22 protein-coding genes are annotated in these 24,722 nt (G+C 69.6%); 9 read left to right on the forward strand and 13 right to left on the reverse strand.

From position 1 onward, the window contains the following. Nucleotides 1-146: 146 nt before the first annotated feature. The gene (locus ACFYZF_RS28960; protein WP_387026082.1) at nucleotides 147-1,697 is read right to left on the reverse strand and encodes an FAD-dependent oxidoreductase; all 1,551 of its coding nucleotides are present in this window, start codon (nucleotides 1,695-1,697) and stop codon (nucleotides 147-149) included. 230 nt (nucleotides 1,698-1,927) lie between these two features. On the opposite strand from ACFYZF_RS28960, the gene ACFYZF_RS28965 reads away from it, so the two are divergent. From ACFYZF_RS28965 to ACFYZF_RS28980, 4 genes are all read left to right on the forward strand, one after another. Beyond that, a complete protein-coding gene (locus ACFYZF_RS28965; protein WP_387026084.1) occupies nucleotides 1,928-2,065 on the forward strand; it encodes a hypothetical protein in 138 nt (45 codons plus the stop codon). Between the two features lie 54 nt (nucleotides 2,066-2,119). Next, complete coding sequence (locus tag ACFYZF_RS28970) at nucleotides 2,120-2,848, forward strand: BTAD domain-containing putative transcriptional regulator (RefSeq protein ID WP_387026086.1); 729 nt, start codon at nucleotides 2,120-2,122, stop codon at nucleotides 2,846-2,848. A gap of 85 nt (nucleotides 2,849-2,933) precedes the next feature. Beyond that, the gene (locus tag ACFYZF_RS28975) at nucleotides 2,934-3,869 is read left to right on the forward strand and encodes a putative sugar O-methyltransferase (protein ID WP_387026088.1); all 936 of its coding nucleotides are present in this window, start codon (nucleotides 2,934-2,936) and stop codon (nucleotides 3,867-3,869) included. Next, nucleotides 3,866-4,861, forward strand: a complete 996-nt coding sequence (locus ACFYZF_RS28980; protein WP_387026090.1) for an NAD-dependent epimerase/dehydratase family protein — start codon at nucleotides 3,866-3,868, stop codon at nucleotides 4,859-4,861. The genes ACFYZF_RS28975 and ACFYZF_RS28980 overlap by 4 nt, the downstream gene beginning before the upstream one ends. Here ACFYZF_RS28980 and ACFYZF_RS28985 read toward each other — a convergent pair. The 5 genes from ACFYZF_RS28985 to ACFYZF_RS29005 form a co-directional block, all read right to left on the reverse strand. Then, nucleotides 4,853-6,229 (reverse strand): NDP-hexose 2,3-dehydratase family protein, encoded by a 1,377-nt coding sequence (locus ACFYZF_RS28985; RefSeq protein WP_387026092.1) that lies wholly within the window; start codon nucleotides 6,227-6,229, stop codon nucleotides 4,853-4,855. The genes ACFYZF_RS28980 and ACFYZF_RS28985 overlap by 9 nt on opposite strands. 105 nt (nucleotides 6,230-6,334) lie before the next feature. Next, a complete protein-coding gene (locus tag ACFYZF_RS28990) occupies nucleotides 6,335-7,657 on the reverse strand; it encodes an acyl-CoA dehydrogenase family protein (protein WP_387026094.1) in 1,323 nt (440 codons plus the stop codon). A gap of 15 nt (nucleotides 7,658-7,672) precedes the next feature. Beyond that, nucleotides 7,673-8,908 carry a methyltransferase domain-containing protein gene (locus ACFYZF_RS28995; protein WP_387026096.1) on the reverse strand — a complete coding sequence of 412 codons (1,236 nt, stop codon included), beginning with the start codon at nucleotides 8,906-8,908 and terminating at the stop codon, nucleotides 7,673-7,675. A gap of 29 nt (nucleotides 8,909-8,937) precedes the next feature. After that, the gene (locus ACFYZF_RS29000) at nucleotides 8,938-10,059 is read right to left on the reverse strand and encodes a DegT/DnrJ/EryC1/StrS family aminotransferase (protein WP_387026098.1); all 1,122 of its coding nucleotides are present in this window, start codon (nucleotides 10,057-10,059) and stop codon (nucleotides 8,938-8,940) included. Beyond that, nucleotides 10,056-10,481: a PPOX class F420-dependent oxidoreductase gene (locus tag ACFYZF_RS29005; RefSeq protein ID WP_387026100.1), complete on the reverse strand. Its 426-nt coding sequence runs from the start codon at nucleotides 10,479-10,481 to the stop codon at nucleotides 10,056-10,058. Before ACFYZF_RS29005 ends, ACFYZF_RS29000 begins: the two co-directional genes overlap by 4 nt. Nucleotides 10,482-10,556: 75 nt before the next feature. On the opposite strand from ACFYZF_RS29005, the gene ACFYZF_RS29010 reads away from it, so the two are divergent. The 5 genes from ACFYZF_RS29010 to ACFYZF_RS29030 all read left to right on the forward strand — a co-directional run bounded on the left by ACFYZF_RS29010 (nucleotide 10,557) and on the right by ACFYZF_RS29030 (nucleotide 15,549). Beyond that, complete coding sequence (locus tag ACFYZF_RS29010; RefSeq protein WP_387026125.1) at nucleotides 10,557-10,913, forward strand: asparagine synthase-related protein; 357 nt, start codon at nucleotides 10,557-10,559, stop codon at nucleotides 10,911-10,913. 823 nt (nucleotides 10,914-11,736) lie between these two features. Then, on the forward strand, nucleotides 11,737-12,051 hold the full coding sequence (locus ACFYZF_RS29015; RefSeq protein WP_387026129.1) for a hypothetical protein: 315 nt from the start codon (nucleotides 11,737-11,739) through the stop codon (nucleotides 12,049-12,051). 366 nt (nucleotides 12,052-12,417) lie between these two features. Then, on the forward strand, nucleotides 12,418-13,362 hold the full coding sequence (locus tag ACFYZF_RS29020; RefSeq protein WP_387026102.1) for a phytanoyl-CoA dioxygenase family protein: 945 nt from the start codon (nucleotides 12,418-12,420) through the stop codon (nucleotides 13,360-13,362). A 62-nt stretch (nucleotides 13,363-13,424) separates the two neighbouring features. Beyond that, entirely contained in the window at nucleotides 13,425-14,240 is an 816-nt protein-coding gene (locus ACFYZF_RS29025) for an arylamine N-acetyltransferase (protein WP_387026104.1), read from the forward strand. 22 nt (nucleotides 14,241-14,262) lie between these two features. Continuing rightward, the gene (locus tag ACFYZF_RS29030; RefSeq protein ID WP_387026106.1) at nucleotides 14,263-15,549 is read left to right on the forward strand and encodes a condensation domain-containing protein; all 1,287 of its coding nucleotides are present in this window, start codon (nucleotides 14,263-14,265) and stop codon (nucleotides 15,547-15,549) included. Between the two features lie 49 nt (nucleotides 15,550-15,598). On the opposite strand, the gene ACFYZF_RS29035 is transcribed toward ACFYZF_RS29030, so the two are convergent. From ACFYZF_RS29035 to ACFYZF_RS29065, 7 genes are all read right to left on the reverse strand, one after another. Continuing rightward, nucleotides 15,599-16,819 carry a cytochrome P450 gene (locus tag ACFYZF_RS29035; protein WP_387026108.1) on the reverse strand — a complete coding sequence of 407 codons (1,221 nt, stop codon included), beginning with the start codon at nucleotides 16,817-16,819 and terminating at the stop codon, nucleotides 15,599-15,601. Nucleotides 16,820-16,849: 30 nt separating this feature from the next. Then, nucleotides 16,850-18,487, reverse strand: a complete 1,638-nt coding sequence (locus tag ACFYZF_RS29040) for a class I adenylate-forming enzyme family protein (RefSeq protein ID WP_387026110.1) — start codon at nucleotides 18,485-18,487, stop codon at nucleotides 16,850-16,852. 43 nt (nucleotides 18,488-18,530) lie between these two features. After that, entirely contained in the window at nucleotides 18,531-20,129 is a 1,599-nt protein-coding gene (locus ACFYZF_RS29045) for a class I adenylate-forming enzyme family protein (protein WP_387026112.1), read from the reverse strand. Nucleotides 20,130-20,294: 165 nt separating this feature from the next. Continuing rightward, the gene (locus ACFYZF_RS29050; protein ID WP_387026114.1) at nucleotides 20,295-21,863 is read right to left on the reverse strand and encodes a class I adenylate-forming enzyme family protein; all 1,569 of its coding nucleotides are present in this window, start codon (nucleotides 21,861-21,863) and stop codon (nucleotides 20,295-20,297) included. 164 nt (nucleotides 21,864-22,027) lie between these two features. Further along, entirely contained in the window at nucleotides 22,028-23,023 is a 996-nt protein-coding gene (locus tag ACFYZF_RS29055) for an acetamidase/formamidase family protein (RefSeq protein WP_387026127.1), read from the reverse strand. Between the two features lie 436 nt (nucleotides 23,024-23,459). Beyond that, nucleotides 23,460-23,684, reverse strand: a complete 225-nt coding sequence (infA, locus tag ACFYZF_RS29060) for a translation initiation factor IF-1 (protein WP_387026116.1) — start codon at nucleotides 23,682-23,684, stop codon at nucleotides 23,460-23,462. Continuing rightward, a complete protein-coding gene (locus ACFYZF_RS29065; RefSeq protein WP_387026119.1) occupies nucleotides 23,672-24,301 on the reverse strand; it encodes a GNAT family N-acetyltransferase in 630 nt (209 codons plus the stop codon). Before ACFYZF_RS29065 ends, infA begins: the two co-directional genes overlap by 13 nt. Nucleotides 24,302-24,722 lie beyond the last annotated feature (421 nt).

The raw sequence follows: 24,722 nt of genomic DNA on the forward strand, positions 1-24,722 counted from the left end.
CCCCGGGTATGGGGTGCCCACCCTGGCGCCCCCCCCCCGCCCCGGCGCGCCCCGGGGCCCCCCCCCCCCGCCCCCCGCGCGGGGGGGGGGCGGGGGGGGGCGGGCGGGGGGGCCCCCGCCGGCCGGCCTGCCGCTCGCCCCCGGGGTCAGCCGATGCCGCGGGCGAAGCGGAAGAACCTGTGCGGATCGTAGGCCCGCTTGACGCGCACCAGCCGGGGGTAGTTCTCGGCGTAATAGGCGGTCCGCCAGTCCTCCAGCGCCGGGTCCATGTAGTTCTGGTAGCTCTCGCGCAGGGAATGCCGGTCGAGCACCGCGAAGCCGTCCGCGAGCCAACTCTCACACGCCGCCGTGTCCTCGCCGGTGTAGGTGAGGTCGAGTATTTGCGCGGTGAGGCCGGCCAGCATCTTGGTGGTCCGGTGCACATAGGCGGTGTCCGTGCGGGCCCGCTCGTTCGCGGCGCCCCCGAGGGCCTCGAAGTACAGCATGCGGTCCTGCCCGTTCCGGAAATGCGCCGGATCGGCCAGGACCGCCAAGAGGTCCTCGACGTCGGCGCGAGGCACCGCTGAGCCAAACATCCGGCACCGGGTGCGGTAGTAGTTGTAGCGAGGTTTCAGCGCCTCGGGATTGGTGCCGACACGGTGGCACTGCGCGGTGGTGAGATCCGCGCAGCCATAGATCTGCATCGTGAGGTCGTGAACCGACTTCTCCAGGACGGACCGGCTGAGCGGTGCCACGCCGGTCAATCCGACCAGTTCGTCGACGCGGCGGTTGAGCTCCTCCATGGTGCCGTACCAGGCGCCCGAGACGACCACCATCGTGCCGGGTGAGGGCAGATTCGTGGTGCGGGCCAGCAGGACCGAGGAAAGATCGTTGGGTGCCGCTAGCACCCACTGCTGCCAGTTCTCGATCAGCGCTGCCACGTCACTCGCCGACCACATCAGCCTGTAACCAGCCAGGGTGTTGCGCCGCACCGGTTCAAGCGTGTAGCTGGTGACGACGCCATAGTTGCCGCCGCCGTTTCCGCGCAGCGCCCAGTACAGATCCGGATTCTCCTGGGCCGAAGCCCGCACGATGCGCCGGTCCGCCAGCACCACCTCGGCCGAGACCAGCCGGTCGCAGGCCATGCCGTACTTGCGAGTCTGGTGACCGATACCACCGCCCTGGATGAAACCGCCGGCACCCACCGTGGGGCAGAGGCCACTGGCCAGGGCCAGCCCGTGCGGGGTCAGGGCGGCCAGCGCATCGACCTGCTGGGTGCCCGCGCCGATCGTGGCGTACGTTCCGTTGGTGGTGACTTGGTTCAGCCGGGAGACGTCCAGGATCATGCCGGTTGTCGTCGAATAGCCACCGAAGCTGTGCCCCCCGCTGCGGGGAACGGTGTGCACCGCGTTGTCCTGGGCGAACGCTATGACGGTCTGGACGTCCCTCGTGCTCTCGCAGTAGGCGACGGCCATCGGATTGATGTTGTCGAACTGGCCGAGCGACTGCTCGTGGGCCTGCCCGTAGCGCGAATCCGACGGCAGGATGAGGTCACCGTCAAGGTGACAGCTCAGCGAGTTCCAGTTGATCGTGCGGCCGCCGCGCCGGACGGTGCTGCCGGCGGCGGATCCGGTCAGCCCGGAAACGCCCGTCACCGCACCGACCGCCGAGGCGGCGGTGAGGCCCAGGACAGCACGACGAGTGAAGTTTCCTGTCACAGCGATTCCCCCGTACGAATAAGACGTTGCTGCGATTCTCATCGATCGCAACGGGGCGCGCATCTTCCGGTGTGCCGTACTCACCGCCCTCGACCGGCTTCCCAGGCGGACATCAGCGACGCGCGAGCACCGCCGGCGCCCTGGCCCCGGCATCGTTTCGTGGTGGGCGGGTTTGAGCCGTTCATCATGGGGTGCTGGCAGGGTTTCGAGGCGGGCCAGCGCGCCCCGGCATGATCGGCGACGGCGGCTACCAGGGCACCGGCCCGCTCACCTCGTACAAGAAGCCACCCGGCGTGGACCTGACCGCCAAACAGAAGACGTACAACTACTCACTCGACCGGCTGCCGGCCCCGCCGCGGCGGGTGTAGGAAATAGCCATGAAATTCCGAGTACTCGGTCCGTTCGAGGGTTCGATGCAGGGCATGCCGAGCACACCCAGCGCGACCCGGGTGCGCTGGACGCTTGCCCTGCTGTTGCTGCGGGCCAACCAGGTGGTCGATCGGGGCTGCATCATCCAGGAGCTGTGGGGGGAGAACCCACCGCGCAGCGCTGTCACCACGACGCAGACCTACATCTATCATCTGCGCAAGAAATACCAGCGGTTCTCCGAGGGCGAGTTCATCGAGACCCGCCCGCCGGGTTACCTGTTGCGGTGCGACGAGTCGGAGATCGACGCGTTCGCCTTCGAGCGACTGAGCGCGGAAGGCACCGCCGCCTTCGCCGCGGGCGACGCGGAGCGGGCGGCCCGCCGCCTGAGGCAGGCGCTCGCACTGTGGCGCGGCCCGGTGCTCGCCGACATCACCACGGGCCCGGTACTGACCCCGCGCATCCGGCGGCTCGAGGAGGTGCGCACCCGGACGATCCGCACCCGCATCCTGGCCGACCTGCGACTCGGCCGGCACCACGAGCTCATCCCCGAGCTGCGGTTCGCCGCGCTGGAGAATCCGTTCGACGAGTGGCTCCACGAGCAGCTGATGATCGCCCTGAGCGAGGCGGGCCGGCGTGCGGAAGCCCTGGACGCCTACCGCGAGCTGCAGCGCACGTTGGACCAGAACCTGGGCATCGAACCGTCGCATACGCTCCGGCAACTCCAGCACGACGTGCTCGTGGGCGCCGTGCGCCGCCCGGAGCGGGCGGAGGAAGTGGCATGACCGACTGCACCGAGCGGCACACGGTTGCGCCGGACAACGACACGGCAGGAGCGGGCCCGAAGGGCATGCTGAAGGAGGCGCAGTCATGACTGAGCAGGTGCAGCCGGTACACCGGCGATACGGCCCGAGCGCGCAGTGGTTGCACATCAACGAGGCACACATCACCGAGGAGGCCGTGGCCGACCTCGCCGGGTTCAAGTCGAACGGGGTCAACTTCAAGCTGGCGCTGTGGAACCCGCAGCCCAACGGCGTGCGGTACCTGAAGGCGCTCACCTTCGCCCTGGGCATGCAGCTCAGCCCCGCGAACAGGGAGAGGCTGCGCCGCACACGCAACCGCGAGGTCGGCGACCCCTATTCAGTGCGTTGCAACGGCGAGCCGGTATGCCTCGACTACTTGCAGGCGGTGCACGAGGTCGAGTTCATGGCGGCGAACCTGCCCCTCGACGGCGCCCGGATTGTGGAGATCGGCGCCGGCTACGGCCGGACCTGCCACACCCTGCTGTCCAACCACGAGGTCGCCGGGTACACGATCGTCGACCTGCCGAACACGCTGGCGCTGTCGCACCGGTACCTGCGGACCGTGCTGGAGCCGGAGCAGTTCGCGAAGATCCGTTTCGTGAGCATCGACGAGGTGGACGAGCAGGTGCGCGGTGCCCGCTTCGATCTGTGCGTGAACGTCGACTCGTTCGCCGAGATGGACCCCGACACCGTGCGCGACTACCTCGCGCTCATCGACGCGACCTGCGCGCACTTCTACGTCAACAACCCGGTCGGCAAGTACCTCGACAAGATGCTGGACGGCCACTCGCAGGGCACCGGGGTTGTGGAGCTGGCGCTGAACAGCGGGCTGCTGCGCGACGTCATCGACATCCACGACAGCGAGGCGGTACTGGAGAAGGTGCCCGCCTTCGTGTCCGCGTACCGGCCCGGCGAGCGGTGGCAGTGCGTGGCGCGGGAACGCGCGGTGTCGTGGAGCTACTACTGGCAGGCCCTGTACCGCGCCGACCCGGTGCCGCGGTGAACGCCGCCGGCGCCGGCGGAGACCGTCCGCTGATCGCGGTGCTGGGTGGTTCGGGCTTCGTCGGCGCCGCGGTCGTCGAAGCCCTCGCCCGGCGGCCGATCCGGCTACGCACAGTCGGCCGCCGGCCGCAGCCGGTGCCGGCCGGCGCCGTGGCCGAGGTCGAGGTGCTGTGCGCCGACCTCACGGCTCGCGCGGGGCTCGAAGCCGCGGTGGCCGGCGCGGACACGGTGGTCCATCTGCTGATGCACACCGCCGGCTGGCGTGAGGCCGCCGGCAACCCGGCCGCCGAACGGGTGAACGTCGGCGTGATGCGCGATCTCGTCGAGCTGCTCGGGGAGATCCGGCGGCCGCCCACGGTCGTGTTCGCGGGCTCCACCTCGCAGGCCGGGCTGCCGGAGCGGATGCCCCTCGACGGCAGCGAACCCGACCGGCCCACGACCACCTACGACCAGCAGAAACACACGGCGGAGCAGGTACTCAAGGCGGCCACCGCCGCCAGGCTGGTCCGCGGCGTGTCCTTGCGGCTGCCCACCGTGTACGGGGACAGCCCCCGGGGGCGGCTGAACGGCCACGGCGTGGTGACCACCATGGTGCGCAAGGCCTTCGCCGGCGAGGAACTCACCCTGTGGAACGACGGCACAGTCGAGCGCGACCTGCTGTATGTGCACGACGCCGCGGACGCCTTCCTCGCCGGGATCGACCACGCGGACGTGCTCGCGGGCCGGCACTGGCTGCTCGGCACCGGGTGCGGCGTGCCCCTGGGCGACGTGCTGCGGACGATCGCCGACCTGGTCGGCGCCCGCCTGGGGCGGTCACCGGTGCCCGTCGTCTGCGTACCGCCGCCCGATCTCGCCACGGCCACCGACATGCACAGCGTCGTGATCGACTCGTCGAGGTTCCGAGCGGCTACCGACTGGCGCCCCCGGGTGCCGTTGCACACCGCGCTGCGGCGTTGCGTCGACGCGTTCGCCGAGAACGCCGACCTACAGTAGCCCGTTCAGCAAGCCGATGGCCGCGAGCAGCGTACGCGCCTGTATGTTGAGGTAGTGCCCATGCCGGGCCAGCGAATTCAGCTGGCCGGGGGTCACCCAGGCGAACCCGGGCGGGGGCTCGGCGCCCGCCTCGGCCTCGCCGGCCTCCACGAGCAGGTAGCGGCTGACGGCGTTGAGGAAACGGCCACCCTCGTCGGAGTGCACCGCGGCGTATCGGATCCGGTCCGCTCCGGCACGGCGCACCAGGTCGAGGAACGGCGGCCGCTCCCGCTCCGGCAGGTGGGCGTAGTTCTCCGGGGTGCACTGCACCGTCGGCCCGAGTTCGACGGTGTCGAGGAGACCACCCTCGGCCCGGGCATGGACCAGCAGGTGCGGCACCCCGCCGAAGTGGCGGACCAGGAACGCGCAGAGACCCACACCGACCGGCTCGAACAGCGGCTGCATCCACGAGGTCACCTCGCGGTTCCCGGCCTCGACGGACACCCCGCCGACCCGGAAGTACCGGTTCCCGACGTGCTGGATGTTGTCGTCGGTGCGCACCCAGTCGCTCACCTCGGCGAGCGGGATGCGCCGGGCCCGCACGTCGTGCCGGGCCCGCTCGCTGGTGAACCACGACAGCACATCCGTGTCGGAGCGCACCGCGCCCGCCTCCGCGGGCGCCGTCGGGGCGCAGGCAAGGACGCTGCGTGCGTCCATGTTCACGACGTTGTCGCGGTGCAGCAGCTTGCCGATCTGCCCCAGCGTGAGCCAGCAGAAGTCGTCGTCCGGCGGCACGTCGTCAAAGGTCTCGATGATCATGTTGCGGTTGGACTTGCGCAGGAACCAGGAGCCGTGCTCGGACTGGAGCACGTCGGCGAGCACCCGGCCCCGGCCGGGCCGGGTGAAGTACTCGACGTACCGGACGTCGGCACCCCGATGCACGCCGGTGTAGTTGCTGTGCGTGGCCTGCACGGTCGGTGAGAGCTGCAACAGGCCAGGATTGCCCGGCTCCATCTTGGCCTGCATCAGGAAGTGCAGTACGCCGTCGAACTCCTTGGCCAGGATGCCGAGGATCCCCACCTCGGGCTGCACGATGATCGGCTGCTGCCACTCGCGACCGTCGATCACGACGTGCAGCCCCTCCACGCTGAAGAACCGCCCGCTGCGGTGCACGAGGTTGCCGCTGTCCGGTGCGAACGACCAGCCCTTGATCTTCGCGAGCGGCACCCGCTTGACGGTGAAGCGGTGCGCCTGACGGCGCCCGGCGAGCCAGGCGTCGAAGTCCTCGGTCCGCATGCCCGTGCCGGTCCCGACGGCCCGCCGGGAACGCGCGAGCCGTGCGGGCAGCCGGCTGTCGTCCCGCTCCGCCAGCCGCGTCGCGATCACCATCCTGGATCCCTTCGAGACGGGGTCGGGCACCCGACTGGGCAAAGCACGGTGACGCCGGCCGTCAACCGGTGAGCCGGGCCACGGCCGAGTCGATACGTCGGCCCGTCACCGGTCGTCCACCGGCCGGGTGGCCCGTACGCTCACGTAGTTGTTGTCCCTTTCCAGGCCCAGCACCTGCGCGCTCAGGTAGTCGACCCCGTCGGCGTACGTGTACGGCTGCATGAACCGGCCGGCGCGCACGTCCCGATACAGCCGGGCCAGCGGGTGCTCCGCCACGTACGTGGCACCGCCCACCACGGTGAGGCAGTCGTCGACCACGGCGGCGGCCAGTTGGTTGACCATGAGCTTCGCGCACTGGAACGGGGTCATCAGCCGCCGGCCGCGCTCATCCGGATCCATGTCGTGACGTGTGGACAGTTCGTCGGCGTTGACAAGCGCGGCCGACGCGGTGGCCCGCAGCGCGTACAGCCGCGCCTCGATCTCGGCGACCAGGGTGCGCGACGCCGCGGGCGGTGTGGCCGACCGCCGGGCGACCGTGTCCACCGCGAGGTCGCGGGCGGCCTGGGCGACGCCGACGTAGATGCCGAGCATGGCGACGGAGCTGACCGTCTGCCCGGCGAGGACCGCGTCGCTGTGCGCGCCGACGCTGCCCCGCGCCAGCACGTCGCCCGCGGGCACCGGGCAGTTGTCGAACGCCACGTCGAGGGTGCCGGACGCGCGCATGCCCAGGCCGCTCCATCCGTCGACGATGGAGAGTCCCGGGGTGTCCCGGGCCACGATAGGGGCGTGCAGCAGCGTTGTTCCCCCGGCGACCGGCGCCTGGGCGGAGACGACGAAGTGCGTCGCGATCGGCGCCATCGTCACCAGAGTCTTGCGGCCGGACAGCAGCCAACCACCGGCGCCGTCGGGGCTCAGCCGGGTGACCTCTCGCCCGTGGTCCTTCACCGCGCCGCATACCACCGCCTCGCCGCGGGCCATCGCGCGCAGCAGCCGCTCGGCCAGTTCCTGCGTCGGCGGCGGGCCGTACCGCCACTCGTACGTCAGGGTGATCCCCCGGCTGAACTGGGCGTGCAGGGCCAGCGCGGTCGAGGCGTCCGCCTCGGCGACCCGCAGAAGCGCGACCGCCACGTCGTGGAGCCGGCTGACACCCATCCCGCCCAGCTCGGCGGGCACGGTCGCGCCCAGCACGCCGTCACGCGCGAAGCTGCGGAACGTCTCGGCGGGGAACGTGCCGTCCCGGTCGTTCGGCCCCGCCGCGGCCCGTATCCGGGGCAGGTGCCGAGCCAGGACGGTCAGCAACTCCCGACCTGGCGCGGTGATCGCGGTAGCCAGGTCGCCGGGTGGCACCGCCGGCTGCGGCGTGTCCCGTTCCGTCTCCATCAACGCGGCACCGACGTGGGACGGTGACGCGGTGTCCTGTTCCTGCATAGCCCCCTCGATCCCTCAGAGCACCCGGACGTTCGGCACATAGCTGATCCATCGCCCGCCGGAGCGCCGGAATTCCTGCTCGTTCGCCATGATTTCGTCGGCGTGGTTCCACGCGAACAACAGCGCGTAGTCCGGGTACGGATCGCGGAAGGCGCTCGGCGGGCGTACCGGGATGTGCTTGCCGGGCGTCAGCCGGTGCTGCTTGGCGGGCGTACTGTCACACACGTAGGAGACGAGCTCGGGCCCGATGTCGCAGAAGTTGGTGACTGTGGCGCTTTTCGCCGTGGCGCCGTAGGCGACCACGCGGGATCCGTCCTTGCGCAGCCGCCGCAGCAGTTCCACCAGGTCGTCGCGCACGCGCATCACGTCGGCGGCGAAGCCACGCAGGGTCTCCATGCCGGACAGCCCGCGGGCGTCCTCCTCGGCGAGCAGGCCGGCGACGGCGGCGCTGGGCGTGCGCCTCCCGGCCCGGGCGAGCGTGTACCGGATCTCGCCGCCGTGCACCGGCAGCCGTTCCACGTCGACCAACTCGAATCCGTAGTGCTCGGCCATGGCCCGCACCGAGTGCGCGCTGAACAGGAAGAAATGCTCGTCGTAGATCTGGTCGAAGGACGTCTTCGCCACCAGGTCACCGAGGTACGGGTCCTCGAACACGAACACGCCGTCCGGCGCCAGCAGCGCGTCGACGCCCCGGAAGATCGAGTCCGGGTACGGGATGTGACACATGGTGTTCGCAGCGAAGATGACCTGGGCCGGCCCTTCCGCCGCACGGACCTGCGCCGCCGTCGAGTCCTCGAAGAACGCGGTGCGTACCCGGACGCCCGCGGCGCGGGCCACCTCGGCCACCCGCCCGGAGGGTTCGAAGCCCAGATGGCGTACGCCGGCCTGTTGGATCGTGCTCAGCATGACGCCGTCGTTGCAGCCCATCTCGACGATGAACGGGTCCGGCACGGCCAGCTCGGTGGCGAGGAAGCGTCGTGCGACGCTCGCGAAGTGCTCACGCATCACCGTCGACCCGGACGAGTGGTACGGGTAATCCTCGTGGAACATCTTCTCCCGCGGTACCGACTCGGTGAGCTGCACCATCGTGCACGACTCGCATTGCCCGACGGCGAGCCGGAAGAAGAATTCCGCGGCGTCGCTGTCCGGCTCCCGGAACGCGTCGGACAGCGGCTGACGGCCGAGGTCGAGGAACTCATGGACATTCCCGTCGCACACTCTGCAGGTGGCGGTCGCCAGTTCTCCCGGCATGGTGTTCCCTCCGTACCAGATGGGTTGTCTCAGAAACCGGCCAGCACCTCGCGAAGGGCCCGGATCACCGCCTGCTGCCGGTCGAGCGGCAGCGACGGGTACATCGGCAGCGAGAACACCTCGCCGGCCAGTTTCTCGGTGACCGGCAACGAGCCCTTGGCGTATCCGAGGTGCGCGAATCCGGCCATCGTGTGCACCGGCCAGGGGTAGCTGATGTTCAGCGTGATGTCGTACGCGCGCAGCCGCTCGATGATGTCGTCCCGCCTGGGGTGCCGAACCGCGTACAGGTAGTACACGTGCTCATTCCCGGGCGACACCGTCGGCAGCACGAGCCCGCCCGGCTCGGCGAGGTCGCCCAGCGCCTCGGCGTAGCGCCGCGCGACTGCGCGGCGCCCCGCGATGTACGCGTCGAGCCGGCGCAGCTTGCCCCGCAGGATCTCGGCCTGCACCTCGTCGAGGCGGCTGTTGTGCCCGGGGGTCCGCTCCACGTAGTAGCGGTCCTCCATGCCGTAGTAGCGCAGGCGCCGGATGCTCTCGTCGGTGTGCTCGTCGCCGGTGATCACGGCGCCGCCGTCGCCGTATGCGCCGAGAACCTTCGTGGGATAGAACGAGAAGGCGGCGGCGTCGCCCATCGCACCGGCCAGCTGGCCGTGGTGGCGCGCGCCGTGCGCTTGGGCGCAGTCTTCCAGGACGGCCAGGCCGTGCCGGGCGGCCAACCGGCGTAGCGGGGCCATGTCGACGCACTGGCCGTAGAGGTGCACGGGGACCAGCGCCCGGGTACGCGGGCCGATCGCGGCCGCAACCTGGTCGGTGTCCATGAGGAAGTCGTCCTCGCGCACATCCACGAAGACCGGCTTGGCGCCCGTCCCGTCGATGGCCACCACGGTCGGCGCGGCGGTGTTGGCGACCGTGATCACCTCGTCGCCCGGGCCCACGCCGAGCGCCTGCAACCCCAGCTTGATCGCGTTGGTGCCGTTGTCCACGCCGGCGCAGTGGGCGACGCCGTGGTACGCCGCGAACTCCGCCTCGAACCCGGCCACGCTCGGACCCAGGATCAGCTGGCCGGACTCGAACACCTTCGCCACCGCGGCGAGCACCTCCTCGCGTTCGTCGTGGTACTCCGACAGGTAGTCCCAAACCCGGATCGTCACCGTTGCCCTCCCTCGTGGGCGAGCGTTGCGCCGACTGTGCGGCCAACCGCCCTCGCTCCCCATCCCGCGTCGATGCCCCGGGCGACGATCCTGACCGGGTGGATCCGGATCAGCTCGGCGCCGCCGGGGCCGTCGGCAGGCGACAGCGCGTCGGCCTCGGCCCGGATCTCCAGCCCCCGCAACGCGAACGGGGAGCAGGGCGGGATGTCGTCGACGATGAGTGTCACCCGGCCGTTCGCTTGAGTGTCGCGATACTTGCTGCTGCCGGTCGGCTCGCGACCGGTGATGTCGATCGTGCCCAGGCCGGCGTTGTAGGTGAACTTCACCGGGGCGCAATGCGGAAAGCCGGCACCACCGATGGTGGCCGGCCGTCCCAGGGACTGCGACCGCAGGTAGGCGACTTTCCCTGCCGTGAACGGCATTGCGATCCCTTCTACGCGAGCTGTGATGCTGGCGATCCTTGGGGCCGTCGATCGAAATCGATCGACCGGATGAGCATGGCCGTCGGCATCGAGGTACGCGTACCGTTCTGCGACCACCGGTTGGTGTCGTGTGTGTTCAACGTGCCGTGGTCGATGAAGACTTTTCGACGGCCGGCCGAAGATCCTGCCGCAGGCCGCTGTGGACGACCTGTTGCCACGGTCCGTGCCGGAAGTTCGTGCCGCATTCGCCAGGGTGGACCGGAATATGCGCCCTGCATTCCTGATAAACGGCGTATGCCTCGCGCGGAATACGTGGATAAGATGTGCCACGCCTGGATCTTCTCGTCAAAATGCGCCTCTACCCGCGCTCACAACCCGTCGAGACTTGCGAAAAAAATGGACAGTGTCCGTTCGGACTGGTCACACCCATGAAAGCTCACTTCTTTCATACGGCCCGCTAGCGCGATGCTCACCGGACACGGTAGATCCAGACCGCAGGGCCCTGGCATCCCTCACGCTGCTAGTGCTTGCCTGTCTGAAATTGATTTGACGGTGCGGGAGACCGCTTCTCGTGTCTGTTGCTGCCGCGTTGGTTCTTCGTCCGGGGATGGTGCTCGACTTCGGGAGCTGACGAGGTCGTCGTCGGCTCCGGCGGGGCAGGCGCAACGTTCTCCCCCGACCCGCGGCTCGAGGCGAAGATCCGCGACGTCGTCGGCCTGTATCTCGACCCGCCCGCCAACGCCGTCGTCGGGTGCGTCGGCGACCGGCGTCCCGGACTCGTCCACGCGCTCCGCACGTTCATCGACGCCGACAACGAACGCTACGAGTCGTTCGGCTGGTCCCAGACCGCCGATCAGATCCTGACCAGAGCCACCCGGCAAAAGACCTCAGACACGCGACACCGGCCGTCCCAGTCGGCGCGGGTGAACCGCCGAACGCACTGTCAACCTGTGGGATGGCGTGCCTCGCCCCGCGTCGATCACGCTTCCGGCATGGACGGCTTCGAGCTGTACGACCTCGCGCGCAAGCTGATGCAGATCGGCGAGGACGCCATCCCGGACCCCACCGGCCTGCAGCGGCTATCCCCCGGCGTGCGCCACGTCATGACCGACGTGTTCGAACACCCGGACACCTCGATCGCCGAGATCGCCAAGCGCACCGGCTTCCCGGCATGCCACGTGGAGTCGTCCGTCACCACCCTGAGCAACCTCGACGCCGTGACCACCGCCGCCGACCGAACGCCCCCGAACGGACCGTGGTCCGGCCGATCCTCCAGCACAACGCCGCCGCGCGCATCGACGAGCGGCTCGTCGCAGCGGCCGGGATCCAGGACCCCCACCAGGCCAGGGAACTGGTCGGGACGCTGGAGAAACTGGCACGCCGGCTGGCCGGGACACTATCGCCGGAACTCTTCGACTGGTACACCGCAGAGACGCCGCCCTGGGACACCAGCCGCCCGCAACCGGCCATGCGCCACCTCGCCGGGGCAGGCGCCCTCCGCGGCCGGGTCCTCGGATTCGGCTGCGGCACCGGCACCGGCGAGCACCCGACAACGGACCACGACGATTGAGCCAGGACGAAATTCCGGGCCACCTCCGCCACCGGGTGGCGGGTCGACTCGATCGAACCCGCAACGCCGGAGGACGACAAATATGCCGACGGGTACCCGCCCGGCTCGTCACGATCACCCGCACCTGAGCCCCGCAGGCCGAGACAATGAGCGCCTTCACCCCTTCGACTACTCCTTCTCCCACTTCCACGCCCCCGGCTCCGAAAAGAACGACGCCGTGTCATATCTGCGGGAGCGGTGATTTCCGGCTGACGGGAGTCCCCCGGCCAGGTGCTGTCAGACCGAGGGATAGGGATCCCTCCACATCCGACCTAGCATCGGCAGCACGTCCTGAACATCGAATGCGACAGGAAGGGTGGAGAGTTCGTGGCTGAAGACGACACGATCACCATTCGGGTTGACGACCGGATCGAGCAGGCACTTGCCGCCCTGACCCGCGGTGGCGCGTCCGCCACGACGGCGATCGAACGGGCGATCCTGGAAGCAGCCAGGCGCGCCGCCCCCGCCGCACCCACCGAGGCCATGCCGAGCAGCATCGACTCGCGGACGTTGAGTGTGCGGCGGAATCTGACTCCTGAACAGCTGCTGGAGTTCGCCGAACGCGGCTTCATCGTGATCCCGGACGTCGTGCCTCCGGACATCCTGGCCGCGGCCAACGCGGCGGTGGACAAGCAGCTGCGCGCGCATTCGCCCGAGGAAGGGCACGCCGGACCGCACTTCATGTTCCCGAAGTGGGAGGAGGAGCCGGACCTCGCGGCGCTTCTGCGTGACACCCAGGCCTTCGAGCTCGCCGAGGAACTCACCGGCGACGGCGCCATGGAATATCCGTGGCAGACGCAGATCGCGATGACCTTCCCGCCCTACGTCGACGACCGGGGAATGCCGCACATCGACGGCGGCATGCGCCGGAAGGCCGATGAGCCCCCGCGGACCTTCACCATGCTCGCCGGCTTCTTCCTCACCGACCAGGACGGCGACGATACCGGGAACCTCTACGTCTGGCCGGGAACGCACCGCACCCACGCACGGTACTTCCGTGAGCACGGGCCCGACGCCTTCACCTCCTACCCGGACATCAAGCTGCCCGAACGGGAGCAGGTGCGCGCCCGTGCGGGAGACATGCTGCTGAAGCACTACATGGTCGGCCACAACGTCGGCAGCAACACGTCCGACTCCGTCCGGCGCACGGTCTACTTCCGGCTCAAGGTCCGCGGGCACGACGCGACGTGGCGTCAGATCCTCCAGAACCCCTGGCACGACTTCACTCCGCTGCGACCGCTGGTGTCCTCGTTCGACGACAACGACAAATAGCGGTCCACGGTCGGATTCGACAGCCGGCAGCCTTTCCGGCCTGCCGGCTGTCGGCGTGAGGGATGCCCGGAGAGAGACAGACGATGTACGACATCGACACGTACCTGCGGCGGTTGGGGTACGACTCCGCCACCAGCCAGCCGGCCGCGGATCTGGCGACCCTCGTCGCACTGCACAAGCGGCACATGGAGAGCATCCCGTTCAACAGTGCGGGCTCGCTGGCCGTGCCGGCGTCGAGCGGACGGCTGGTCGATCTGGTCGACTTCGACGAGGACGCGACGTTCGACTCGGTGGTCGCGGCGGGCCACGGCGGCGGCTGCGTCCAGATGACCCGGCTGTTCCTGCGGCTGCTGCGCGACCTCGGGTTCGATGCCGACCTGATCGCCGGCACGACGGCGGAGGGCCGCCGGTCCTACGGCGTCGAGGTCGAGCACATGCTCATCCTGGCCCGCGTGGACGGCGGGTCCTGGCTGGTCGACATCGGGTACGCCGGACCGTCGTTCGTCGAGCCCCTGCGCCTCGACGCCGCCGGCGACCAGCGGCAGTACGGCTGCCGGTACCGGCTCACCCATGGCGGAGACGGTGTGTCGCTGCAGCGCCGCCCCCGGCTCGGCCAGTGGAGCACGGTCTACGTGTTCACCGCGACGGTCCGCGACCGGTCGGACTGGGCGCCGGCGGAAGAGGCGATCAACGCCGCGCTCGCGACCGGCGGCGACGGGGCCGAGCTCTACAGCCGAGCGGTCTCCGACGGCCAGGTGGTGTTGAAGGGCCGTCGTTATCTGACCGTCCGGGCCGGCATCGAGAAGACCCGCACCGTCACCGACGACGGTGACTGGCATGCGCACCGCAGCGCGATCCTGGCCGGCGACGTCGGCTGACCCCGACAACGAGGAGGAAGGCATGCGCCGACGAATTGCCCGGTCGGAACGGATGTACGTCAGCGAGATCAGGACGCAGGCGCTACAGATCTGCGTGGTGCGCGGCGGCGTCGACGCGCAGCTCCTGGACGCGGCGTTCACCGCTGTCCTCGCGGAGGCGCCGGGTCTGCGCAGCCGTCTGGAGAAGGACGGCGACGACTACTACCTCCGCCTGCTCGAGCCGGGCGAGCTGCCGCGCCTGCACGTCCGGCGCAACGAGCCCGGTGCGCAGCTTCAGGAGTACAACAAGCCGTTGTACCTCGGTGGCCCGCTCGCGCGTGCCGTCCTGCTGACCGGCGCCGACGAGGACGTCGTGATGTTCGGCGTCGACCATGCGATCTGCGACGGCCGCAGCGCGACCGCGTTCTGCCGCCGGATCTGGCAGCGCTACATCGACATCCAATCCGGCAGCTACTCGGCGCTGGAGCCGCAGCCGCAGGAGTGGCCGGCGCCGCTCGACGACTGGCTGCCCTCGCGCAGCGAGGCCGAGCTGGACGCCTACGTCCAGGAGCGGCTCAAGCGGGCCGAGGGCGCGCCGGTGGCGTCTCTGCCGTTCCGGGCGGCCGGGTCCGCCCCGGCGGTGCCGGCGGAGAGTCTGATGACCTCGCGCCGGCTCCGGCTGACCGAATCGGAGACCACCGGTCTGCTGGCCTTCGCCAAGGACGCCGGGGTGTCGGTGAACGGGCTGGTCGCCGCGGCATTGCTGGCGGCCGTACGCGCCGGCCTGCCCGCGGAGCTGGACGGTCATCGGCTGTCCAGTTTCTGCACGGTCGACCTGCGTGACCAGTTTGCGCCGGGCCTCAGCCACGAGGCGATGGTGCCGATGGTCTCCTGGTACCGCGATCTGCTCGAGGTGCCCGCCGGCGTTGATCTGGTCAAGCTCGGCCACCGTTTCACCACCGAGTTGCGCGCCGGCATCGAGCGGGGTGACGCGGCGCTGGAGATGCAGGCACTGGACCGGCTGCTCCCCCACCCTCAGCTCTGGCCGACCAGCCTGGTGCTCACCAACGTCGGACGGATCGACGGGCCGCCATCCCCGAAGGGACTGGAGATCGTCGACATGACCAAGTTTCCGCTGTCCAGCCGGTGGGACCCAGCGCGCGGTGCGGGCCCGTTGCTCGCGTCGCCGGCGACGATCTACGGCCGGTTCAGCATCGAAATGCCGTACAGCACGCAGTGCTTCACGACCGAACAGATGGACTCGATCCACGACCACATCCGCGACTCGCTGCTGGCGTGCGCCGACCGGGCGCCGCGTTCGCGGCGATGAAGCATGCGGGCGGCCGGATGGCGTCCGGCCGCCCGCGAACAGGTCGAGATCAAAAGCGAACGGGCAGGCGCAGCACGCCCAGCACCGGGGTCTTCAGACGCACCGGAACCTGCTCCAGCGGCACGTCCAAGGCGAGTCCGGGCAGGCCGAGCACCAGCGAGGTCAGCGCCTCGGCCAGGACGAGCCGGGCCAGCCGCTGCCCGACGCAGGCGTGCACGCCGTACCCGAAGGCCAGGTGAGCGGACGCGTCCTGGCCCAGGTCGAACCGGTCGGGACAACCGAACTTGGCCGGATCACGGTTGGCCGCCGGCAAGGCGACCGTCACCGTCTCCCCCTCGCGGATCAGCTCCCCGCCGAGCTTCACATCGGACAGCGCGGTCCGGAAGATCTGGAACTGGTTGACCGACGTGTACCGCAGTAGCTCCTCGACCATTCCCTCGATGCCGCTCGCGCCGCCGACCCGGGCGGCCGAACGCAGCGTGTCGAGTTGGTCGCCATGATGCAGCAGCGCCAGCAGCGACGAGGCGAGCGCGCCCTCGCAGCTGGCGAGGCCCGCCGCGAAGACGATCAGCAGCATGTTGGTGATCTCGCGGTCGGTCAGCCCGGGCTCGGCGGCCAGCCGCCCGATGACGTTCGCGCCCGGCTCGACCCGTGCCTTGCCCACGAGGTCGAGAAGGTGGTGGTACGCCCGTGTCCCGGCCTCCCGTTCCGCCTCGAGGCTGACCCCGTCATCGGTGGCGCTGTCGCTCAGGGCGGACAGGACCGGGCTGCCGGCGAACGGGACCCCCAGCACCTCACACAACACCCGAAGCGAGAGCGGCCGGACGTAGGTCGGCAGGAGGTCGACCGGCGAGCCGTGCTCCCGCACCTGTGCGAGCTGCGCGGTGGCCAGCTCGGCCACCCGCGGGGCGTACGCGCTCGTGGCGCGGGCACTGAACTCGCTGCTGAGCAGGTTCCGGTAGCGGGTGTGCTCCGGTGGATCCATGTGGATGAACCCGCCCGGCACGATGGGCACGGACGGGAAGATCTCGCCCTTCTTCGTCACGGGGGCGTGGGTGGTGTGGAACCGGTGACTGAACGCCTGGTTGCTGAGCACCTCACGGGCGAGGTCGTGGCTGGTGGCCAGCCAGCCGATGTGACCGTCGGGATACACCATCCGGGTCAGTGGCCGCGTCCGGACCAGCTCACCGAGCACCGCTGGCGGATCGAACGGTTCGGTGCGATCCCAGTGCTGGAGGTACGAGATCGGTTCCGAGATTCCCTCAGTCATGCGGTGACATCCTCTGTTCTGGACCGGGTTTCACCGGGTCGCGTCGGATCCCTGGTTTGCGGCCTGCACCCGTAGCGCTTGCCGGTCCACCTTTCCCGCGGGGCTCAGCGGCAGGGCGGCCAGGAGCAACAGACGTTCCGGGAACTTCCGTGGCTCCATCCCGGCCGTGGCGAGGTGGGCGGTGACCTCGGCCAGACTCAGGTCGGCCGAGGTGGCGACGCAGGCGCAGACGCGTTCGCCGTACAGCGGGTCCGGCACCGCCACGCAGGCGACGTCGCGGATCGCGGGATGCGTGATCAGCACCGACTCGACCTCCGCCGGGCTGATGTTGAGGCCGCCGCGGATGACCACGTCCTTGCGGCGTCCGACGATCCGGAGGCGGCCCTGGTCGTCGATCGACCCGAGGTCTCCGGTACGGGTCCACCCGTCCGGGGTGCGCAGCGTGCGGTCCAGCTCGGGGGAATTGATGTAGCACATCGGCGACATCGGGCCGCGCGCGACGACCTCGCCGGTCGCTCCGGCCGGCGGCTCGAGCCCGTCCGGGCCGACGATGCGAATGTCCGCGACGGCGGGGTCGGGACGGCCGACCGTACCGTCGTAACGGCCGAGACCGCTGTTGCACGAGACCCCGTCGGCCGAGCCGTACAGCGAGACGACCGTGCAGCCCAGGAGCTCCTCGGCGCGCCGCGCGGTGTCCGGGTCGAGCGCGGACCCACCGAGTACGGCGGCTTGCAGAGGGCTGAGGTCGGTGTCCTGGATCTCCGGGCAGTCCAGCAGCATGCGCAGCATCGTCGGCACGCCCAGCAGGTGGGTGGGCCGGGTGTCGGCGATGGTCCGCAGCGTCGCGGCAGCGTCGAAGGTCGGCCTCAGCACGAGGGTCCCGCCCAGGGTCGCGAGGGTGACCGGCGTCCCGCTGGAGCCGAAGGCCGACGCCAACGGGACGAGGAACAAGTTGCGCATCGTGGCCGGAGACCCTCGGTGCAGGCCGGCCATCATGGCACCCCGCCCACCGGTCAGCGCGTTGTGCGAGTACAGGACCATCTTCGGTTCCGCCTCGGACCCGGAGGTGACCAGGATCCGCGCCGGCCCGTCGGGGTCGAATTCCCGCGGCACGAACTCGTCCGCGGTGGCGGCGAACAGGGACTCGATCGGCACGCAGCCCGGCGTCTCGGCGGCGCCGTCCCCGGCGACGATGACGGCACGCAGCATCGGCAGGGCGTCGGCGTGTTTCCGGATGCGCTCGGCGCAGGGATAGCCGTGATGATCGGCGACGGTGATCACCGCGACCGCCTCGGAGCGGCGCAACAGGCTCACCGCGTCGCGGTCGCCCCGGCCGAGCGGAAACGGCAGCACGATGGCGCCCACCGCCGCGACGGCGAGGTCGACGGCACACGCGAGACGGGCGTTGGGCAACTGGACCGCCACGACGTCGCCGGGGCCGATGCCGAGCTGTGCCAGCCCCGAGGCCAGGCGTCGGGCTGTCCGGTCCAGTTCGCCGTAGCTGACCGTCCCCTCGGCGTCCAGCACGGCCGGCGCCTGAGGCGTGCGCTGGACGTGGCCACGGAACAGGGAGTACAAGTCCTGGCCCGGGTAGTGGCCCGCGGCGGCCCAGGCCCGGCGCTGGTCGGCGGACACGTGGTCGGTGTACCGGGTAGAGGTGCGGTTCACGAGACCCTCCCCTTCTGTGCCTGACGGAGATCCATCCGGTCCCCTAGACCGGGGAGACGGGGCGGGTCAGGGCCGCGCGGGCAGCGGCCTGCAGCTGGACCCGATCGGTTTTGCCCCAGCCGGTCTTCGAGAGTCCCCGGCGAATCTCGATCAAGCTGGGGACGTGGTCGTCGGACAGGGCCTCGGCGACATGACGACGCAACTCCTGAAGGTCCACGACGACGCCGGGCTCCGGCACGACGGCGGCGTAGATGTGCTCCACCCGATTGGCGTCTTCGACCCCACACACCGCGGCCTGGGACACGCCCCGGGCCCGGATGAGCACCGTCTCCACCGCCTCGGGGTAGATGCGGAGACCCTTGACCTTCATCACGTCCGCGCTCCGGCCACCCACGTGCAGGTAACCGTCGGCGTCGAGGTGCCCGAGGTCGCCGGTACGCACCCAGCCATCACGGACGAGCGCCGCAGTCAGCTTCGGCTCATGCCAGTAGCCGGCTATCGGCCAGCGCGGCTTCGCGCAGACCTCGCCGACCTCGCCGACGGGCAGCGCCGCGCCGGTCTCCGGATCCCGGATGCTCAGCCCCTCGGGATTCACCGGCCGACCGACCGACCCACAGGCGTCCAGGTCGCCGAGATCGTCGGGGGTGAGCCTGGTGAGCACCCCGGTCTCGGTCGTGCCGTACACCTGGATCAGCACCGGACCGAGAGTCTCCCGGGCCGCACGCAGCCGCTGCGGCGCCGCCGGACTTCCCGTGTGGAACAGCTCGGTCAGGCTGGACAGATCGGTGGCCGCCCGGTCCGGGTGCTCGGCAAGGGCGTACACCTGAGGAGTGCCGACCGCGAGCCGGCTGATCCGGTACTGGGCGATCGCACGCAGCACGGCCCCCGCGTCGAAGCCGTTGTGCAGCACGACCATGCCACCGCTGACGAGCGTGTCGTCCGCGGCGAACACGTCGGAATGGATGAGCGGTGTGGTGATCAGGAGATTTGTCCGGCCGCTGCGGTCGGCGGCGCTCGCGCCGGCCACGGGTGGCGGGCCCAGTGCCGCCGAGACCATGGCGTTCCTGACCCCGAAGGTCCAACAGACGCCGTTCCGGCCGCTCGACAGCCTGATCTGGGTGATCACCGCGATGTCGCCGTCGACGATGTCCGCACACGGATCCACACCGTCACCGGAACCCGAGGTCAAGTCCACGGTGTCCGGCTGCCCGGCGCCCAGCACCCCGAGAATCAGCCGACCGGCCGCGTTCACCACCAGGTCCCGCGCCCGTTCCGCGTTGGCCGGATCGACCGCCAGCATCCGCACACCGACATCCGCGCCGAGGGCGCGCCGCAACTCCAACCGCAACTCGTCGTCGGGCCCGCCCGGGTTCACCCACCGCATATGCGCGGCGGTTGCCCCCACCAGGTTGGCCGCCCACTGCAGAATCAGCGTGGCGGCCGTGTTCGGCTCGGTCAGAATGCAGACGACGTCGCCGCGGGTGATGCCGTGACGGCCCATCACTGCTGCGGCCCGGCGGGTGGCATCGGCCAGTTCCCCCGCAGTGAGGAGGACACCATCACTGACCAACGCAACGCGATCCGGCTCGGCATCGAAACGGGTCAGCAACTGCTGAACATAATGCACATGCGTCGTACTCATCACCCGGTTTTGCCTTCCTGTCCGGGAAAAATGCGATGACCGGTGGCCGAGCGAGATAAATCGCAGACTAACCGGCGAGTGCAGCGGTAACCATCCCTCACATTGACTGCACGTGGTCACCGCGAATGAGGCGGCCCGACGTTTCCTGGGAAGGCCGAATCGCCCCTAGACCCGGGAGCCGGGCCGGGTCAGTGCCGCGCGGGCATCGGTCCGCAGTTGGACCCGATCGGGTTTGCCCGGGCCGGTCACCGGCAGTTCCTGGCGGATTTCGATCAAGCTGGGGACGTGGTTGTCGGACAGGGCCTCGGCGACATGACGGCGCAACTCCTGAAGGTCCAGGTCCGCACCGGGCTTCGGCACGACAGCGGCGTAAATCCGCTCCACGCGGTCGGGGTCCTCCACGCCACACACCGCGACCTGGGAAACGCCGGGCGCCTGGCTGAGCACCCTCTCGACGGCCTCGGGGTGGATGCGGAGACCCTTGACCTTCATCATGTCCGCGATCCGGCCGCTCAGGTGCAGGTAACCGTCGGCGTCGAGGTGCCCGAGGTCGCCGGTGCGCGCCCAGCCGTCCCGGACGAGCGCCGCGGTCAGCTTCGGCTCGTGCCAGTAGCCGGCTATCGGCCAGCGCGGAATCGCGCAGACCTCGCCGACCTCGCCGGCGGGCAGCGCCGCGCCGGTCGCCGGGTCCCGGATGCTCAGCGCTTCGGGGGACAACGGCCGGCCGACGGTGCCGCACGCGCGCAGGTCGCCGTGATCGTCCGGGAAGAGCATGGTGAGCACGCCGGTCTCGGTCGTGCCGTACACCTGGATCAGCACCGGACCGAAGATCTCCCGGGCCTCGCGCAGCCGGAGCGGCGCCCCGTGGCTGCCGGTGTAGATCAGCTCGGTCAAGCTGGACAGGTCGGTGCCCGCCCGGTCCGGATGCTCGGCGAGCGCGTACACCTGCGGAGTGCCGAGAATGAGCCGGCCGATGCGGTACTCGGCGACCGCGCGCAGCACGGCCCCCGCGTCGAAGCCGTTGTGCAGCACGACCATGCCACCGGTGACGAGCGTGTCGTCCGCGCCGAATCCGCTGGAATGGGTGAGCGGTGCGGTGATCAGGAGGTTCGTCCGGACGCTGCGGCCGACGGCCGACGTGGCCATCTCGTTCTTGACCCCGAAGGTCCAGCAGACACCCTTCGGCAGGCCGCTCGACCCACTGGTCTGCGTGATCAACGCGAGGTCACCGTCCACGATGTCCGCACGCGGACCCACACCGTCTCCGGAACCGGCGGTAAGGTCCACAATGTCCGGCTGCCCGGCGCCCAGCACGGCGAGAACCGGCCGATCGGCCGCGTTCACCACCAGATCCCGGGCCCGTTCCTCGTTGGCCGGATCGACCGCCAGCATCCGTGCGCCGAGATCCGCGACGACCGCGCGCTGCAACTCCACCCGCAACTCGTCATCGGGCACCACCGCGTTCATCCCGCGCACGTGCGCGGCGGTCGCCCCCACCACGTTCGCCGCCCACCGCAGGATCAGCGTGGCGGCGGTGTTCGGCTCGGTCAGAATGCAGACGACGTCGCCGCGGGTGATGCCGTGGTGGCCCATCACGGCCGCAGCCCGCCGGGTGGCATCGGCCAGTTCCCCTGCGGTGAGGAGGACACCCCTGCTGACCAACGCAACGCGATCCGGCTCGGCATCGAAACGGGTCAGCAACTGCTGAACATAATGCACATGCGTCGTACTCATCACCCGGTTTCGCCTTCCTGTCCGGGGAAAAATGCGATGATCAGTGGCCGAGCGAGATAAATCGCAGACTAACCGGCGAGTGCCGCCGCAACCATCCCTCACACTGACTGCACGTGGTCACCGCGAATGGGGCGGCCGGACATTTCCCGGAAGGTGGAGTCGCATCAGGCCGCAGGGCGCAGCCAACGGTCGACGCGGGTACGCAGGGCGGCCGGAAAGACGTCTTTGCGCAGCAGGGCGTGCACGCCCTTGGGCGGCAGGGGGACATCCACGTGGTGGATCTCGCTCTGGTCCGCGTACTGGGTGATCCGGAAGCTCGCCGCCATGCTGCACAGTGCGTGGGCCTCGGCGCGGGTGACGCCGGATGCCGCGCTGAACCAGCTGATCATTGCGCGCAGGCAGTCGACCAGCGCGGCCTCCAGGCTGTCGGCCAGTCCGATGCCGACCCAGTGCGTGTCGGTCTCGGCCAGGGGCCGGGTCAAGCCGACGTTCTTGTGGAGGTCGTACCGCATCCTCAGACGCTCGGCCGTCGACTTCAGGCCGGTCTGGTCGACCAGCCCGTCGCCCTGCAAGGCGTGCACGTCACCGACCCAGATCCGGGCCCCCGGCTTGGCCACGGGAAGAAACAGCGACGAACCCACGGTGAGCTCGGGAAGTGCCAGGTTGCCGCCGTGTGCGCCGCCGACCAGCGCGCTCACCTGCCCCTCGCCTGGCGGTTCGACCGCGATGATGCCGGCGAACGGGTCGAGCGGCAGCGAGATCCCGTGGACGTAGTCGGCTCGGGTCCGGGTCTGGTCGAACCGGAAGTCGTGGAAGTACGGCTCGTCGAAGTCGTACGGCAACGCGCCGGCCCGGGTCGGGAAGGCGTTCCCGCCCCAGTCGCTCAGCCGCAACTCCGTCAGCCGGCACTCGACGACGTCGCCCGGCTCGGCACCGGTCACCTCGACCGGGCCGATGATCTGGAACGGGCAGCCCGGGTACTCCTTGCGCAGCCGCGCACGGTCGGCCGACGACATGCCGTACCGCAGCTGGTTCTGCCAGTTCGACCAGGTGTCCGGATAGAGAACCTCGTCGCCGGGTTCGATCTTGGCGGCCGGCGCAGCGCCGGAATCGAGGATTCCCGGCCGGACCGTGGCCAGTGTGGACTGAACCGTATGCATCGTCACGGCTGCTACGCTAGGCAGCCGAAGATAGGCCAGGCAAGGAAGTCCGGGCGTCGCCGGAAATACTGTCAACCTGACTGATGAGGCGCACCGCAGACTTCCGGCCAGGGCGCATAGAGTGCGACAACAGAATCATCAGATTGTCGCGGCCATAAATGCGAATGTAGTCCGACCACGGCGGTAAGGGACTCTGCGGACGGCGACGAACTCGGCTTCGATCCAGTTCAGCCAGGACGCATACGTCGGCACAAACACCAGATCGACCTGGTTGGCGGTGCACCAGGCACGGACCTCGGAATGCGGCCAGCACGGCGCCGCCGACGAGGTCCCAGCGACGCGACACCGTGAACTGGCTGACGTAGCTGCTCCTCGAAGGGTGCGGATCCCCTGGGAGGATCCGCACCGCTCCCGTCCCGGCATGTTCTGCCGGCTGCTACATCCGGTACCGGTAGGTGATCCGGCCGCGGGTCAGGTCATAGGGGCTCAGCTCCACCAGCACCCTGTCCTCCAGCATGATCTTGATGAAGTTCTTGCGGAGCTTCCCGCTGATGTGCACAAGCACCTTGTGCCCGTTGTCGAGCTGCACCCTGAAACGGGCGTCTTTCAGGCACTCAACGACGATGCCGTTGACTTCGATGCCTCGGTTCACTTTTGCCATATCAACTCCAGGCTGTTGCTCGCGCGGCGGGCGCCGACGCCTTCCAACAGCAAAATCGTTGCAATGTCGGTTTCGTCGACGTCGGCCGACGCAATATCGAACCCGCGAGCGTGCAGAGCGCCCAGCGCGTGGACCAGCAGCGCCCGGCCGATGCCACGGCGCCGCTGGTCGGCGCGGACCTCGATGGAGACGATCCGCGCTATCCGCGGCGTCCCGTCCTCCCGCGTCAGCGGCAGGATCCGGACCGCACCAACCTCGACGCCCTCGACTTCGGCCTGGAACACACCCTCGCTGCCAGTGAAAGTCACCCCGGTCGGGGGCCGCGCGGTGGTCTGCGCTCCGCCGACCACCAGGTACTGCCGCTCACGTCGCTGGTCGGCGAAGCCGGCCCGCCGCCAGTTCGAGGTCGTATCCGGGTCTTCGGCGTCGACCATCGTGTACAGCGGCGCTGGCAGTTCCGCCAGCATGGCGGTGGCCAGCCGGTTGAAGACCGCGTCGTGCCACGCGTCGATGCTGATGAACATTCGCCCGTCGGGCCTGCGCATAGTGTCGCCGCAGCCGACCACCACGTCGTCTTCGATGGCGTGCCACTGATCTGCCGCGACCCTCGTGATCACGGGGTCTGGGATGGGATGCGTAGTGACGTAAATAGCTGTCGCCTTTCAGGAGTGCCTTTGGGGCGCTCCTGCGACGTCTCCGTCAATCGCCTGCCGTGACCGGTAGGGGGAGCACCCACATCATCGAACCAGCATTCACGGGTCTCACCTCCTCAAGGGTCTGTCACGGCCGAGGCAGAACGTTACCAGACCAGGCGTCGTCGCGCGTAACCGCCTGGGTGTAGAGCCCCTCAGGGAAGCCACACCCTTCACGAAAGGGCTTTTGAATAGCGCTCCGGGCCCTTCGTAAGGAGTCGTTCATCAGCCGAGCGACCTCAGCCGGGTGCGGCACGACTGCCACGCACACGTGCCGACCCGCTCGCCCTGCACCCCGCCACAGTTCAACTGAAGGCGCTGCCCACCGCGCGGTGCGAGCCGGCGC

The organism is Micromonospora sp. NPDC001898, assembly GCF_042891255.1.
Taxonomy (GTDB): domain Bacteria; phylum Actinomycetota; class Actinomycetes; order Mycobacteriales; family Micromonosporaceae; genus Micromonospora.

Excerpts from the sequence above, each read along its gene's own strand:
- ACFYZF_RS28965 (WP_387026084.1), top strand. The coding sequence starts at position 1,928 with ATGATCGGCGACGGCGGCTACCAGGGCACCGGCCCGCTCACCTCGTAC.
- ACFYZF_RS28970 (WP_387026086.1), top strand. The coding sequence starts at position 2,120 with ATGCCGAGCACACCCAGCGCGACCCGGGTGCGCTGGACGCTTGCCCTG.
- ACFYZF_RS28975 (WP_387026088.1), top strand. The coding sequence starts at position 2,934 with ATGACTGAGCAGGTGCAGCCGGTACACCGGCGATACGGCCCGAGCGCG.
- ACFYZF_RS28985 (WP_387026092.1), bottom strand. The coding sequence starts at position 6,229 with ATGGTGATCGCGACGCGGCTGGCGGAGCGGGACGACAGCCGGCTGCCC.
- ACFYZF_RS28990 (WP_387026094.1), bottom strand. The coding sequence starts at position 7,657 with ATGCAGGAACAGGACACCGCGTCACCGTCCCACGTCGGTGCCGCGTTG.
- ACFYZF_RS28995 (WP_387026096.1), bottom strand. The coding sequence starts at position 8,908 with ATGCCGGGAGAACTGGCGACCGCCACCTGCAGAGTGTGCGACGGGAAT.
- ACFYZF_RS29005 (WP_387026100.1), bottom strand. The coding sequence starts at position 10,481 with ATGCCGTTCACGGCAGGGAAAGTCGCCTACCTGCGGTCGCAGTCCCTG.
- ACFYZF_RS29010 (WP_387026125.1), top strand. The coding sequence starts at position 10,557 with ATGGCCGTCGGCATCGAGGTACGCGTACCGTTCTGCGACCACCGGTTG.
- ACFYZF_RS29025 (WP_387026104.1), top strand. The coding sequence starts at position 13,425 with ATGCCCGGAGAGAGACAGACGATGTACGACATCGACACGTACCTGCGG.
- ACFYZF_RS29030 (WP_387026106.1), top strand. The coding sequence starts at position 14,263 with ATGCGCCGACGAATTGCCCGGTCGGAACGGATGTACGTCAGCGAGATC.
- ACFYZF_RS29035 (WP_387026108.1), bottom strand. The coding sequence starts at position 16,819 with ATGACTGAGGGAATCTCGGAACCGATCTCGTACCTCCAGCACTGGGAT.
- ACFYZF_RS29045 (WP_387026112.1), bottom strand. The coding sequence starts at position 20,129 with ATGAGTACGACGCATGTGCATTATGTTCAGCAGTTGCTGACCCGTTTC.
- ACFYZF_RS29050 (WP_387026114.1), bottom strand. The coding sequence starts at position 21,863 with ATGAGTACGACGCATGTGCATTATGTTCAGCAGTTGCTGACCCGTTTC.
- ACFYZF_RS29055 (WP_387026127.1), bottom strand. The coding sequence starts at position 23,023 with ATGCATACGGTTCAGTCCACACTGGCCACGGTCCGGCCGGGAATCCTC.
- infA (WP_387026116.1), bottom strand. The coding sequence starts at position 23,684 with ATGGCAAAAGTGAACCGAGGCATCGAAGTCAACGGCATCGTCGTTGAG.